We start from the raw sequence: 14,682 nt of genomic DNA, 5'->3' as shown, positions 1-14,682 counted from the left end.
CTGCAATGGAGACTCAAGACACGATGAACGGCGCGGAAAGCCTGGTGAAGACGCTGCTGGCTTGCGGCGTCGATACCTGCTTTGCCAACCCCGGCACCAGCGAAATGCATTTCGTGGCGGCGCTGGACCGGATTCCCGGCATGAAATGCGTGCTGGGCCTGTTCGAAGGCGTGGTCACTGGCGCGGCCGATGGCTACGCGCGCATGGCCGACAAGCCGGCCGCCACGCTGCTGCACTGCGGCCCGGGGCTGGCCAACGGCCTGGCCAACCTGCACAACGCGCGCCGCGCGCAGACGCCGGTCATCAATATCATCGGCGATCAGGCCACGTATCACCGCCCGCTCGACGCGCCGCTGACCGCCGATACCGAAGGTTGGGCGCGCCCGGTTTCGGTCTGGACGCGTACCGCTACCCATGCGGCGTCGGTTGGTGCCGATGCCGCCGCGGCGGTGCAGGCCGCGACTTCCGCGCCGGGTGGCGTGGCAAGCCTGATCTTGCCGTCGGATGTTTGCTGGGATGCGGGCGGCAAGGTGGCCGCGCCGCTGCCGGCGCTGGCCGTGCCGAAGGTGTCGCCCGATGCCGTGCAGAACGCCGCGCGCGTGCTGCGCAGCGGCCAGCCCACGCTGATCGTGCTGGCGGGCAACGCCTTGCGCGCCGGCGCCCTGGCCGATGCGCACCGGATCGCCGCCGCCACCGATGCGCGGCTGATCACGCCGATGTCGAATTCGCGCGTGACGCGTGGACGCGGCCATCTGGCCGTCGACCGTATTCCGTACTCCGGTGACGTGGCACGCCAGAAGCTGGCGGGTATCCGCAATGTGATCCTGGTCGGCGCGCCCGCACCGGTGACGTTCTTCGCCTATCCGGGCAAGTCGCCGCGTCCGTACCCCGAGGATGCTGTCATCCACGTGCTGGCCCGGCCCGAAGAAGATCTGGGCGAGGCATTGGCCCGCCTGTCGGACGAACTGGGTGCGCGTAATGCTCCGCTGCCGGCCTCGGCCCATATCACTGCGGAGCCGGCAAAGGGTGTGGTGACATCCGAGGCGGTGGCGCAGACGCTGACCGCGCTGTTGCCCGACCAGGCCGTCGTGGTGGAAGAGAGTGTGAGCTTCGGCCGCGCGTTCTATCCCGGCACGGTCCACGCCGCGCCACACGACTGGCTGCAACTGACCGGCGGCGCCATTGGCGCGGGCCTGCCGCTGGCCACGGGCGCTGCAATCGCGGCACCGGACCGCCGCGTGGTGGCGTTGCAGGCCGATGGATCGGGCATGTACACGCTGCAGTCGCTGTGGACCATGGCGCGTGAAAAGCTTGACGTGACCATCGTGCTGCTGGCCAATCGCAAGTACGCGATCCTGCTGGGCGAGCTGGCTGGTGTGGGTGCCAATCCTGGCAAGACCGCGCTGGATATGCTCGACCTCGGCAATCCGGATCTGGACTGGGTCAAGATGGCGAACGGTATGGGCGTGGAAGCTGCGCGTGCGGAGAACATGGAGACGTTCGCCGACTTGTTCCGCATGGCCAACCAGCGCAAGGGCCCGTTCCTGATCGAGCTGGTGATCTGAGGGGAATTCCTCTCAGATTGACTGCGCCCCTCACCCGCTTGGCGGGAGAGGGGCGCGAACCTTCCTTCAACCTTCCACTTCCGCCCAGCCAGCCATTGCCTGGCCGTCGGCATCGTCGCCGGTCCACAGAATCACCTTCCCGGGTGTCTCCGCATCGTCCATGCCACCGACGGTGACCGTATCCAGATGGAACAGCGGCGCAAGCCCGCGGAAGCCGAAGCGCTTCACGTGCGCGTCGGGGCGCTCGTGCCGCAGCAGTTCAAGCATCAGCATCGCCTGCATCGGTCCATGCACGATCAGGCCCGGGTAGCCCTCCACGTCACGCACGTAGTCGAGATCGTAGTGAATGCGGTGGCCGTTGAACGTGAGCGCCGAATAGCGGAACAGCAGCACCGGATCGGCCTTCAGTGACCGGCCGAACTGGGCGGTGTGCGCCAGTCGCGGACGCGGCGGTTGCGGCTGGCCGCGCTCGGGCATGGCGCGATAGACGATGTCATGACGCTCGTTCAGCGCGGTTTCGCCGTTGACGCTGAGTTCGTGATCGACGGTCACGAACCAGAGTTCGCCGGTGCGGCCAGACTTGTGCTGGACATCGGTGATGGTCGATGTCTTCGTCACGGTTTCGCCCACGCGCAGGCCGCGTTTGAACGTCACTTCGCTACCGGCCCACATGCGGCGCGGCAACGGTACCGGGGGGAGGAAGCCGCCAAGCGCGGGATGTCCGTCCACGCCGATTTCGCGCTGCGGCGCGCGCGGCAGGAAATAGAGCCAGTGCCACAGCGGTGGCAGCGGCTGGCTGACGAGCGCGTCACCATCGAGGTCGAAGGTGGCCGCCAGCCCTTGCACCGGTTCCGCGGCGAGTGTTTCGGTGCGGGATTCGGAGCGGCCGATCCACTCGCGCAGTTGTTCGAGGGTAGGGGTGGTCATGTCGATCTCGCAGGCTCTCGTGGTAATCAGCGGGCGGCGGGCAGCCAGTCGTTGACGTTGGCTTCGCGGTCGAGCTGCCAGACGCGCGCGATGATCGCGCGCATCTCGGCTTCGGTCGCGCCGTGGCGGAACGCGCCAAGCTGGATGGCCTTTGCCTCGAGTTCGGGACGCGACAGCGTGTTGTCGGGGTCACCCTTGGGCACGTCGACACGCGCCTGGAGCGTACGGCCGTCGGTGGTGCGCACCGTCACGCGGCCGATCCACTGGCGCGGATAGGCGGCGTTGATTTCCTCGTCGAGTTCCATCGTGACCTTGTCGCGGAACGCCGAGACCTGCGCATCCTTCAGCGAATGCTGCTCGAACTCGCCCAGGCCCGCATGGGCGTGCACGGCGACCAGGCCGAGCACCGTGCCCATCGAGAACTTGGCCTGATGGATCGTTGCCGGGTTGACCACCGGGCCAAGCACGTCGATCGCGCCCTGATGGACGTGCGCCGTGACGGCGGCGATCTGGTCGGCTTGCAGTCCTTCGCGCAGCATCAACGCCTTCAGCGCGTCCGCGGCCGGATGCGTGTGGCGGCACGAGGCGAAGAACTTGAACGACGTTTCCGCCGTGGCCCAGCGCGTACCGAGGCCATCGGTCAGCGCCGCCGGATTGGCGTCGCTGGACATCCCCGCTGCCATGCCCTGCGCGCCTTCCAGGATCTGGCGCGCGCCGGTGAAGCCCGCGCGTGCCAGCCAGGCAGACTGCAGGCCATCGGCGGCGGCCTTGGCCGTGTGCAGTTGCTTCGAATCCGCGGCGTCGCGCAGGAATTCCCACAGGCCGGCGGCCTGCGTGCCGGCGGAACCCAGAGCCTGGTTGATACCTTCGGCATCGAGTCCGTACAGCTTGGCTACTGCCGCAGCAGCGGCCAGCGTGCCGACGGTGCCGGTGGTGTGGAACACGCGATAGTGCGAGCGGCCCATGAACTCGCCGATGCGGATGCCTGCTTCGTAGCCGGCGATCGAGGCCAGCAGCACTTCCGCGCCGGTTTTGCCTTCCGCCTGCGCGGCGGCAACTACGGCCGGGAACACCACCGCGGCGGGGTGGAGCACCGAGCCGTTGTGGACGTCATCCTGCTCGACCACGTGTGACGAGGCGCCGTTGATCAGCGCGGCGAAATAGGGCGATGTGCGACGGCGGTCGACGAAGACCTCGGCCTGGCCGGTGGCCGGGCCCATCGCGACGGCGAACTCCTGGATGCGCCGCACAGCGGGTGCGTCCTTGCCGGCGATGGCCGATGCGATCCAGTCGAGGAACAGATCCTTGGTGCGTTCGACGACGGGCGACGGCACATCGGCGAGCGTGAACCGCGCGAGAAACTCGCAGAGCTGGCGGGTCGGATAGCGGGTATCGATGTCGGGCATGGCAGGTATCAGAACGAGCGGGGCAGTTCGAGAACGTGTTCGGCGACGAACGACAGGATCAGGTTGGTCGAGATCGGCGCCACCTGGTACAGGCGCGTTTCACGGAACTTGCGTTCGATGTCGTACTCGGCGGCAAAGCCGAATCCACCGTGCGTCTGCAGGCAGACGTTGGCCGCTTCCCATGAAGCATCGGCGGCCAGCAGCTTCGCCATGTTGGCTTCCTTGCCGCAGGGCTTGCCTGCGTCGAACAACTGGGCGGCCTTGTAACGCATCAGGCTGGCGGCTTCCACATTGACGAACGAACGCGCGATCGGGAACTGCACGCCCTGGTTCTGGCCGATCGGGCGATCGAACACGATCCGCTCGCGGGCGTAGCTGCTGGCGCGTTCGACGAACCAGTAGCCATCGCCGATGCACTCGGCAGCGATCAGGATACGTTCGGCGTTCAGGCCGTCGAGGATGTACTTGAGTCCCTTGCCTTCCTCGCCAATCAGGTTTTCGGCCGGGATTTCGAGGTTATCGAAGAACAGCTCATTGGTTTCGTGGTTGACCATGTTGCGAATCGGCTGGACCGTCAGGCCGTTGCCAATCGCTTCGCGCAGGTCGACGACGAACACCGACAGACCTTCGGACTTCTTCTTCACCTGGTCCAGCGGCGTGGTGCGTGCCAGCAGCAGCATCAGGTCGGAATGCTGGACGCGCGAGATCCAGACCTTCTGGCCGTTGATCACGTACTTGTCGCCGCGCCGCACGGCCGTGGTCTTGAGCTTGGTGGTATCGGTGCCGGTGGTCGGTTCGGTCACGGCCATCGACTGCATGCGCAACTCGCCCGAGGCGATGCCGGGCAGCCAGCGCTGCTTCTGCGCCTCTGAGCCGTGGCGCAGCAGGCAGCCCATCACGTACATCTGACCGTGGCACGCCCCCGAGTTGCCGCCGTTGCGGTTGATCTCCTCCATGATCACGGAGGCTGCGGTCAGCGGCAGGCCGGAGCCACCGTATGCCTCGGGAATCAGCGCGGACAGCCAGCCGGCGTGGGTCAGCGCCTGGACGAACTCCTCCGGAAATGCGCTGTGTTCCTCGATGCGTTGCCAATAGGCCGAATCGAATTGCTTGCAGAGGTCACGTACGGCCTCGCGGATTTCCGGGTAAATCAGGTCTTGGTCCTGTGCAGCATGCATGGCAATGTCCGTCAGTATCGAGTAGGCGCATTATTCCCGACCGGTCGGAGCAGTGACATTCGCATTTGCGGAAGCGCGACTTCGGTTCCGGCTTAGGGATGTCCCAGGGGTGTGACGGGGGGCGCGGACTGGCGCGGATGCGGGTTATCCCGCGACTTTTTCATGCCCTCGCCCCCCCTTCGGCAATGCCGAATTGTGCCGCCGGGTCAGTGGATTCACGCTGCGCGCTACTCGAACCCCAGAAACTAGACGCGTATGACGCGCGCATTCAGGAGACAGCGTATGACCTCATTCCCGCAGTTGCCAGCCATCGGTACCAGCAAGTGGCGAGGCATGACGTGGGCGGCACTCGCGCTAGCAGCCGTGGCGGTGGCTGTTCCCGGCCAGGGCCGCGCGAACGATGCCTACCCGTCAAAGCCCATCGTGATGGTCGTGCCATTCGCGGCGGGTGGCCCGACTGACGTCGTGGCGCGCTCGGTGGCGGCGGCGATGTCCAAGACGCTGGGCCAGAGCGTGGTGGTGGAGAACCGTCTGGGCGCCGGCGGCACGGTGTCCGCCGCGTACGTGGCCAAGGCCGCGCCGGACGGCTACACGATTCTGATTCACCATAACGGCATGGCCACCGCGCCAGCGCTCTACTCGAAGCTGCCGTACAAGCCGCTGACCGACTTCAGTTTCGTGGGCCAGGTGGCGGATGTGCCGATGACGCTGCTGGGACGCCACGACCTGCCGCCCAACAACTTGCCCGAGTTGGTGACCTACATCCAGAAGAACCAGAACAAGGTGAACCTGGCCAATGCGGGCCTTGGCGCGGTGTCGCAGCTGTGCGGGATGCTGTTCCAGAAGGCGATCGGCGTGGATGTGCAGACGATCCCATACCAGGGCACCGCGCCGGCGATGACTGCGCTGCTGGGCGGTCAGGTGGATGTGCTGTGCGACCAGACCACGCAGACGCTTACCCATATCAAGGCTGATAAGGTCAAGCTGTACGGCGTGACCACGGCTGAGCGCATTCCCTCGCTACCGAACGCGCCGACGCTGCGCGAAGGCGGCCTGAAGGGCTTCGAGGTCAAGGTCTGGCACGGGATCTACGCGCCCAAGGGCACGCCGCCTGCCGTGATCAACAAGCTCAACGGCGCGTTGCGCGCGGCGCTGAAGGACCCGGCCGTTGCGGCGCGTATGCAGGATCTGGGCGCGGTGATCGTGCCCGAGGACAAGCAGACGCCGGAAGGGCTGCGCACGTGGCTGGCCTCGGAGATCGACAAGTGGTCGCCGATCATCAAGGCGGCTGGCGTGAAGGCTGACTGAGGCGGATTGAGGCGGACTGAGGCGGGTAGCGCCAATTGTTTTGTCCCCTCGCCCGCATGGCGGGAGAGGGGGAAACACCTACACTGGCTCCCGGGCCGCATCCACCAGATACTGGATCAGCGTTTCCGCGAACTGGGGCAGTTCCCGTCCCGGCCGGCGCACGAGTTGCAACTCGCGTCGCGCCCAGTCGTCTTCCAGCCGGATGAAACGCAGTACCTTGCGGCTGGCGTAGCGCCGCGCGCAACTGTTCGGCACGATAGCGATGCCGGCGCCGGCTTCCACCATGCGACACACCGCGTCGAAGCTGCCCACCTGGATGCGCAGGCTGATTCGTTTGCCCATGCCGCTGGCGATGCGGTCCAGGAAGGACTGGATCGCCGACGACTGATTCAGCCCCACAAAGCGGCAACTATCGAGCAGCTCGGCGAACCGCAGTGTCTTGAAGGCTGGCAGCGGATGGTTGACAGGGGCGATAACGATCAACTCGTCGCTGCAAAGCTGCATCGTGTCCAGGTCGGCGGTGGCGACTTCTCCCGCCACGATGCCGAGGTCTGCCGCCCCGTTGCCGATGGCCGAGACGATGTCGGCCGAGAGATGTTCCTCCAGCTCGATGTCGACGTCCGGGTTCTCCGACAGGAAGCGCGATAGCGCGTGGGCCAGGAACGAGTTGGTGGCCGTGGTGTTGGCCAGGAGGCGCACGCGGCCCTTGACGCCCTTGGCATAGGGGCGCAGGTCCGAATGCAGGCATTCGAGCTCCCGGAACACCTCGCGCGCGTGGCGCAGCAGGGCGTCGCCAGCCGGAGTGAGGCGCACGCCTTTCACCTGGCGGATCAGCAACTGGGTCTGGAACGCCTCTTCAAGCTGCTTGATGCGGGCGCTGGCCGCGGGCAGCGAGAGAAAGCTGCGCTCGGCCGCGCGTGTGATGTTCTCTGTTTCTCCCACGTTCAGAAACAGCCGCAAATCGGTCAGGTCGTAGTGCATGGCTTCGGCGGGCACGAAGCCCACTTTTGTGATTCATGAATTCCAAAGTTTCGGCCGCCAATTTATCGTATCCAGCTCTGCAATAAAACGGGCAGGCTTCCCTGTCCGTGCAGACAGCAAGCCAATGGAGGATACGATGAGCGGAATGATGGAAGGCAAGGTAGTGGTGGTAACGGGCGCCGGTGGCGGCATCGGACGAGGCATTGCCCTGGGCATGGCGGCGGCTGGCGCTCGTGTGGTGGTCAATGACCTGGGCGTGTCGATGAGCGGCGAAGGCGGCGATGCCGGCCCCGCGCAGCGCGTGGTCGAGGAAATCCGCGCGGCCGGCGGCCAGGCCGTGGCCAATACCGATTCCGTTTCGACCTGGGCTGGCGGCAACGCCATCGTGCAATGCGCGCTCGACACCTTCGGTCGCATCGACGCCGTGGTCAACAACGCCGGCAACCTGCGCGATCGCATGTTCTTCAAGATGAACGAGGAAGAATGGCGCTCGGTGATCGACGTGCACCTGCACGGCACCTTCTTCGTCAGCCGTGCGGCGGCCAACTATTTCAAGGATCAGGAGAGCGGCGCCTACGTCAACATGACGTCGACGTCGGGGCTGATCGGCAACCTGGGTCAGGCTAACTACTCCGCGGCCAAGCTGGGCATCGCCGCGCTGTCCAAATCGATCGCGCTGGACATGGCCCGTTTCAATGTGCGCTCGAACTGCATCGCGCCGTTCGCCTGGAGCCGCATGACCAGCTCGATCCCGGCCGAGACGCCTGCGGAGAAGGAGCGCGTGGCCCGCCTGCAGAAGATGGAAGCTGGCAAGATCGCGCCGGTGGCCGTGTTCCTGGCCAGCGACGCGGCCAAGGACGTGAATGCCCAGATCTTCGCGGTGCGTGCCAACGAGATCATGCTGATGAGCCAGTCGCGCCCGGTGCGCTCGGTCCATACCGGCGAAGGCTGGACGCCGGAGACCGTCGCGGAGATCGCCATGCCCGCAATGCGTGGCAGCTTCTTCAAGCTCGACCGCTCGCCCGACGTCATCAACTGGGACCCGATCTGACCGAGTCCCTAGGCCGGCCTGGATCGAATTCAGGCTGATCCAGAGGCCGGCCCGCCTTCCGCTTTCCGTTGATGCTGCATTGCAGCGCGACGCGTCCATACATGCGTGCCCGATGTGGCACGCATTCTGCTCACTCCTTCATCGTTAGTACCGGCGTCAGGGCGCGCGCACTTGGGAAGTGCGTGACGACTGCTGCTGGTGATAGCGAAAACACTGAACAGGTGCATACGCGCGATACGTCGATATGTCGACACGTCTCTTGCCGGCGCCGGTTAGCACTCGTCATTCGAAAGTGCTAATGCGGAAAACGTTGAACGAAAGACGCGACGGTATGTCGCAGCGATAGTCGTCAACGCGTTGTGAGGCGGCGATGATCGTGACCCTGCTGGCCGCGTGGACATGACCTTGCTGTGCACGCAATCATTGCTCGCGATGTGTCTGACGCGCGCGATGGGCGCGTTGCGCGAAGGCGTGCGAAGGCGTTGTTGTGTCGATGCCGAACGCGTTGCGCGAAGGTATTGGTCGTAACGATATTGGGTGGGCGAGTTACACACCGCGTCGTGCACATAGTGCGGGAAAGGTGTAAGGTGTGTCACAAGCATGGTCAATGGCCCGTCGCTGCGGAATAGGACGACGAGGTGTCCGGTAATAGTGAGCATGACGATGACGTGCAACGCCATCACCGGACAGACGATATCTATCGTCAACTCACGGTCCACGTTCGCCGTTATTTGACTATGATGAAGTAAAGATTTCGCAACATGGCAGCTCCGCCATGCCGGGGTGGTGGAAGGCAAGATTGCCGCGAAGTCTTTCGGGGGGAGCAGCACTGCCTTCGCCTCGGAGTGTTTCTCAGACGGGAGTGAGGTATGGACATTTTTGGCCACTACGCCACACGCTTCGAGGCACGCAAGGAAGAGGAATACAGCATCCAGGAATACCTGGAGATCTGCAAGAAGGATCCTACTGCCTACGCGACCGCTGCCGAGCGAATGCTCTCCGCAATCGGACAGCCCGAGCTGGTGGACACCCACCACGATCCGCGTCTGTCCCGGCTTTTCTTCAACAAGGTCATACGGGTCTACCCGGCGTTCCGCGACTTCTATGGCATGGAGGACACGATCGAACAGATCGTCTCGTTCTTCAAGCACGCAGCGCAGGGGCTGGAAGAGCGCAAGCAGATCCTGTATCTGCTCGGGCCACCCGGAGGCGGCAAGTCGTCTCTCGCCGAGAAACTCAAGGCGCTGATGGAGGAGATCCCCATCTACGCGCTCAAGGGCTCACCGATCCATGAATCGCCGCTCGGGCTGTTTTCGGCCGATGAGGACGGCAAGATCATGGAGGAAGACTATGGCATTCCGGTCCGCTACCTGAATACCATTCCGTCGCCGTGGGCTGTCAAACGACTAAACGAATTCAATGGCGACATCACCAAGTTCCGGGTGGTGAAACTGCGCCCGTCGGTGCTGGCGCAGATCGCGATTTCCAAGACCGAGCCGGGCGATGAAAACAACCAGGACATCTCGTCGCTGGTGGGCAAGGTCGATATCCGCAAGCTCGAGGATTTTCCGCAGGATGACCCGGATGCCTACTCGTATTCCGGTGGCCTTTGCCTGGCCAACCGCGGTCTGCTCGAGTTCGTGGAAATGTTCAAGGCGCCGATCAAGGTGCTGCACCCGTTGCTGACCGCCACGCAGGAAGGCAACTACAAGGGTACCGAGGGCTTCGGCGCGATTCCGTTCGATGGCGTCATCCTCGCGCACTCGAACGAAGCGGAATGGACCACCTTCAAGGCCGACAAGAACAACGAGGCCTTCCTGGACCGGATCTATATCGTCAAGGTGCCGTACTGCCTGCGTGTCTCCGACGAGGTAAAGATCTACGACAAGCTGCTGCGCAGCAGTTCACTCTCGGCCGCGCCGTGCTCGCCGAACACGCTGAAGATGATGGCGCAGTTCGCGGTGCTCACGCGGATCAAGGAGCCGGAGAACTCGAACATCTTCTCGAAGATGCGCGTCTACGACGGCGAAAGCCTCAAGGACGTGGATCCGAAGGCCAAGTCGTACCAGGAGTATCGCGACTATGCCGGCATCGACGAAGGCATGAACGGGTTATCCACGCGTTTCGCGTTCAAGGTGCTTTCCAAGGTGTTCAACTTCGACAACACCGAAGTGGCCGCCAATCCGGTGCATCTGCTCTATGTGCTCGAACAGCAGATCGAGCGCGAGCAGTTCCCGCCGGAGCAGGAAGCCAAGTTGATGTCGTATATCAAGGAGTATCTGACCACGCCGTACGTGGAGTTCATCGGCAAGGAGATCCAGACCGCTTACCTGGAGTCGTATTCCGAGTACGGGCAGAACATCTTCGATCGCTACGTGGTGTTCGCCGATCTGTGGATACAGGACCAGGAGTATCGCGACCCCAATACCGGTGAGATCCTGGATCGCAACGCGCTGAACGACGAACTCGAGAAGGTGGAAAAACCGGCGGGTATCTCGAACCCGAAGGACTTCCGTAACGAGATCGTCAACTTCGTGCTGCGGGCGCGTGCCAACAATGGTGGCAAGAACCCAGTCTGGACCAGCTACGAAAAGCTGCGGATGGTGATCGAAAAGCGCATGTTCTCCACGACCGAGGATCTGCTGCCGGTGATCTCGTTCAATGCGAAATCGTCGCGGGAAGATCAGGACAAGCACGAAAATTTCATCAACCGCATGGTCGAGAAAGGATACACACCCAAGCAGGTTCGACTTTTGGTGGAGTGGTATCTGCGCGTCAGGAAGTCGTCGTAGTCCACCGGACGCGGTCCCCGGAGCCGCCGAGACACCTGGGCGGCTCCCGATCCTGACGCTCTGGTTTGGCGTCTCAACAAGACGGGCGAGCGGCTTATGGCTACGGTCATCGATCGGCGGGAGAACGGCGGCAACAAGAGCGCCGTCAATCAGCAACGCTTCATCAAACGCTACCGCGAGCAGATCAGGCAAGCGGTGGCGAAGGCGGTGTCCGGTCGGAAGATCATGGACATCGAACAGAGCGGGCAGGTGTCCATTCCGGTCAAGGACATCTCCGAGCCGATTTTTCATCACGGCCAGGGCGGCCGGCGCGAGTGGATTCACCCGGGCAACAAGAAGTTCGTCAGGGGCGACAGCTTCGACCGCCAGCAACAGGGTGGTGGCGGCGGCGGGTCTCGCGCCAGCGATAGTGGCGAGGGCGAGGACGACTTCGTCTTCACGCTGTCGCGCGAGGATTTTCTGAACTTCTTCTTCGAGGACATGGCGCTGCCAGACCTGGCCAAGCGTCACCTCGCCAAGATCGCCGAAGTGCGCAAGGTGCGCGCCGGCTTCTCGATCGACGGCACACCATCGAATCTTTCGATCCTGCGCACGATGCGCAGTTCGCTCGGGCGGCGCATTGCCTTGTCGAGCCCCTATCTCAAGCGCCTGCGCGAACTCGAGCTCGAATACAACGACGAAGTCGAGAAGGATCCGTACTCCGAGAAGGCGGAGGCGCTGATGGAGAAGATGCGCCATCTGCGCGCCCAGGTGGATCGGGTGCCGTTCATCGAGAAGCTGGATCTACGCTACAACAATCGCGTGCTCAAGAAGCGTCCGCAGGCGCAGGCGGTGATGTTCTGTCTGATGGACGTGTCGGGTTCGATGGATGAAAGCCGCAAGGATCTGGCCAAGCGCTTCTTCATGCTGCTCTACCTGTTCCTGAAGCGGAACTACGAGCGCATCGACGTGGTGTTCATCCGCCATCACACGGTGGCCAAGGAAGTCGACGAGGAGGACTTCTTCCATTCGCGCGAGTCCGGTGGTACCGTGGTTTCGAGCGCGCTCAAGCTGATGGTCGAGGTGATTCACGATCGCTATCCGCCGAGCCAATGGAACATCTACTGCGCCCAGGCGTCCGATGGTGACAACTGGGCCGGCGATTCGGAGCTTTGCGGGCGCCTGTTGCGCGAGTCGATCCTGCCGCTTGTGCAGTATTACGCCTACGTGGAGGTGGCTTCGGAAGAACCGCAGAATCTCTGGGAGGAGTACCTCACGGTGAAGGGCGAGTTCGAGCACTTCGCGATGCAGCGGATCATCGGTGCTGACGAGATCTATCCCGTGTTGCACGACCTCTTTCAGAAGCGGGCCGCGTGGCCCGGCAGGTAGCTGACCGGTAACGTCGCCGGGAATACTGGGGAAGCCTATGGCCTATCTATCGACGGGCTCGGAGTGGACTTTCGAGCTCATCCAGCGCTACGACCGCGAGATCGCCCGCATTGCCGGAGATTTCGGCCTCGACACTTACCCGAACCAGATCGAAATCATCACCGCCGAGCAGATGCTGGATGCCTATGCGTCGTCAGGTCTGCCGGTCGGCTACAACCATTGGTCGTACGGCAAGCACTTCCTGGCCTCGGAACGCGGATACCAGCGCGGGTACATGGGGCTGGCCTACGAAATCGTGATCAACTCCAATCCATGCATCGCGTACCTGATGGAGGAGAACACGATGCCGATGCAGGCGCTGACCATCGCGCACGCCTGCTATGGCCATAATTCGTTCTTCAAGGGCAACTACCTGTTCCGCACCTGGACCAACGCGGACGCCATCATCGACTACCTGCTGTTCGCCAAGAACTACGTGGCGGAATGCGAGCAGCGTTATGGCGAGCAGGAAGTGGAGTTGCTGCTGGATTCCTGCCACGCGCTGCAGAACTACGGCGTGGACCGCTACAAGCGGCCCAAAAAGCTGTCGATCACCGAGGAGCAGGCCCGTCAGGCCGAACGCGAGAGCTACCTGCAAATGCAGGTCAACGACTTGTGGCGCACGCTGCCCAAGCATCGTCCGCACGCGCTGCGGCAGGAAGAAGAGGCACTCGAGCTGGAGGTGACCTTCCCGCCGGAGCCGCAGGAGAACCTGCTTTACTTCATCGAGAAGAACGCGCCAAAGCTACAGCCGTGGCAGCGTGAAATCGTGCGCATCGTGCGCAAGATCGCGCAGTATTTCTATCCTCAGCGCCAGACCAAGGTCATGAACGAAGGCTGGGCCACGTTCTGGCACTACACCATCATCCATCAGCTCTATGAGGAAAAGCTCGTCAATGACGCGTTCATGCTCGAGCTGTTGCAGGCGCATACCAACGTCATCTATCAGCCGCCGTACCACAGCCAGTATTACAGCGGCCTGAACCCGTACACCCTCGGTTTCCTGATGTTCCAGGATATTCGTCGGATGTGCGAGAACCCGACCGAGGAAGACCGGCGCTGGGCGCCCGAGATCGCGGGCAGCGACTGGCGCCAGACGCTTGACTTCGCCATGCGTAACTTCAAGGACGAGAGCTTCCTGCTGCAGTTCCTGTCGCCGCGCGTGATCCGCGAACTCAAGCTGTTCTCGGTGCTTGACGACGACCGCGAAGGGAAGTTGCGCGTGACGGCCATCCACGACGACGAAGGCTATCGCGAGATTCGCCATCTGCTGGCCAATCAGTACGACCTGTCGAACATGGAGCCGAACATCCAGGTGACGAATGTGGATATCGGTGGAGATCGCTCGCTCACGCTGCGTCACCTGCAGAACGACCGCAGGCCGCTGGCGCAGAATTTCGACGAGGTGGTGCGACACGTGACGCGGCTATGGGGCTTCACGGTGAGGCTCGAAGTGGCCTACGAGGATGGACGGCGCGAACTCAAGTACGAGTGCAAGCCTGAACGCCGCCATCAACCCCAGCGTCGCGCTGCCTGAACGACGAAAACGCCCGGATGAAAGACGAATGCGCCCGGAGGCTTAGCGCCTCCGGCGCGTATCGCGCGGCCGGGCCGTCGAGGACACTCCTGCGCGTTCCAGATCGACACCCGGCAGCAGGTGCAGCAATCGCACCAGTTCGGACTGGCGATGCGTGCCGGTCTTGCGCAGCGTATCCCGGATATGCACCCGCACGGTGTGCGGCGAAAGGAACTCGCGTTCGGCGATCTCCGTGAGCGTTTCGCCCGCGGCCAGGCGAATGGCGATGATGCTTTCCTTGCGCGACAGACCGAACAACGAGGTCAGCACGCCCGCGTCGAGCACGGATCGGGACTCAGAGTTGCCCAGCAACATCATCGCCATCGGCAGTTGCCACGGGCCTTCCACCGGTTGGCGCGATACCAGCGGCATGACGATGATGGGCACCGGTTGCCCGCCCGAGGTGATGTGCATCCAAGAGCCAGCGGCGGTGCCATTGCGCCCGCCATGCACCGCGGAATCAAGCAGCCCCGCCAGCACTGATTGCATCG

The 14,682-nt window shown here is 63.3% G+C and carries 11 protein-coding genes; 6 read left to right on the top strand and 5 right to left on the bottom strand.

Features of this window, described 5'->3' with window-relative positions; genetic code table 11:
* Nucleotides 1–23: 23 nt before the first annotated feature.
* A complete protein-coding gene (locus tag RN01_RS00500; protein ID WP_017511603.1) occupies nt 24–1,565 on the top strand; it encodes an acetolactate synthase large subunit in 1,542 nt (513 codons plus the stop codon).
* Nucleotides 1,566–1,631: 66 nt separating this feature from the next.
* Here RN01_RS00500 and RN01_RS00495 read toward each other — a convergent pair whose 3' ends face one another.
* The 3 genes from RN01_RS00495 to RN01_RS00485 are packed head-to-tail and all read right to left on the bottom strand — an operon-like array spanning nt 1,632 to nt 5,076.
* The gene (locus RN01_RS00495; RefSeq protein ID WP_017511604.1) at nt 1,632–2,492 is read right to left on the bottom strand and encodes a MaoC family dehydratase N-terminal domain-containing protein; all 861 of its coding nucleotides are present in this window, start codon (nt 2,490–2,492) and stop codon (nt 1,632–1,634) included.
* Nucleotides 2,493–2,518: 26 nt separating this feature from the next.
* Nucleotides 2,519–3,898, bottom strand: coding sequence for an MmgE/PrpD family protein (locus RN01_RS00490; protein WP_039016591.1), 1,380 nt, complete (start codon nt 3,896–3,898; stop codon nt 2,519–2,521).
* 8 nt (nt 3,899–3,906) lie between these two features.
* Nucleotides 3,907–5,076, bottom strand: a complete 1,170-nt coding sequence (locus RN01_RS00485; RefSeq protein ID WP_011518414.1) for an acyl-CoA dehydrogenase family protein — start codon at nt 5,074–5,076, stop codon at nt 3,907–3,909.
* Between the two features lie 282 nt (nt 5,077–5,358).
* On the opposite strand from RN01_RS00485, the gene RN01_RS00480 reads away from it, so the two are divergent.
* Complete coding sequence (locus RN01_RS00480) at nt 5,359–6,384, top strand: tripartite tricarboxylate transporter substrate-binding protein (protein WP_017511606.1); 1,026 nt, start codon at nt 5,359–5,361, stop codon at nt 6,382–6,384.
* Between the two features lie 78 nt (nt 6,385–6,462).
* Here RN01_RS00480 and RN01_RS00475 read toward each other — a convergent pair whose 3' ends face one another.
* The gene (locus RN01_RS00475) at nt 6,463–7,365 is read right to left on the bottom strand and encodes a LysR family transcriptional regulator (RefSeq protein ID WP_008647015.1); all 903 of its coding nucleotides are present in this window, start codon (nt 7,363–7,365) and stop codon (nt 6,463–6,465) included.
* Between the two features lie 136 nt (nt 7,366–7,501).
* Here RN01_RS00475 and RN01_RS00470 point away from each other — a divergent pair, with 136 nt between their 5' ends.
* The 4 genes from RN01_RS00470 to RN01_RS00455 all read left to right on the top strand — a co-directional run bounded on the left by RN01_RS00470 (nt 7,502) and on the right by RN01_RS00455 (nt 14,152).
* Nucleotides 7,502–8,416: an SDR family NAD(P)-dependent oxidoreductase gene (locus RN01_RS00470; protein WP_024568962.1), complete on the top strand. Its 915-nt coding sequence runs from the start codon at nt 7,502–7,504 to the stop codon at nt 8,414–8,416.
* Between the two features lie 869 nt (nt 8,417–9,285).
* Entirely contained in the window at nt 9,286–11,208 is a 1,923-nt protein-coding gene (locus RN01_RS00465) for a PrkA family serine protein kinase (RefSeq protein WP_008647020.1), read from the top strand.
* Nucleotides 11,209–11,304: 96 nt separating this feature from the next.
* A complete protein-coding gene (locus RN01_RS00460; RefSeq protein ID WP_017514448.1) occupies nt 11,305–12,576 on the top strand; it encodes a YeaH/YhbH family protein in 1,272 nt (423 codons plus the stop codon).
* A 37-nt stretch (nt 12,577–12,613) separates the two neighbouring features.
* On the top strand, nt 12,614–14,152 hold the full coding sequence (locus RN01_RS00455) for a SpoVR family protein (RefSeq protein WP_017514447.1): 1,539 nt from the start codon (nt 12,614–12,616) through the stop codon (nt 14,150–14,152).
* A gap of 42 nt (nt 14,153–14,194) precedes the next feature.
* Here the strand turns inward: RN01_RS00455 and RN01_RS00450 are convergent.
* Nucleotides 14,195–14,682 (bottom strand): helix-turn-helix transcriptional regulator (locus RN01_RS00450; RefSeq protein WP_039016590.1); only part of this gene is annotated, 488 nt, incomplete at its 5' end.

This window comes from Cupriavidus sp. SHE (assembly GCF_000812445.1).
In the GTDB taxonomy this organism is placed as follows: Bacteria; Pseudomonadota; Gammaproteobacteria; order Burkholderiales; family Burkholderiaceae; genus Cupriavidus; species Cupriavidus metallidurans.
The sequence above is the reverse complement of the archived record's forward strand: the minus strand, read 5'-3'. Positions and strand labels throughout refer to the sequence as shown.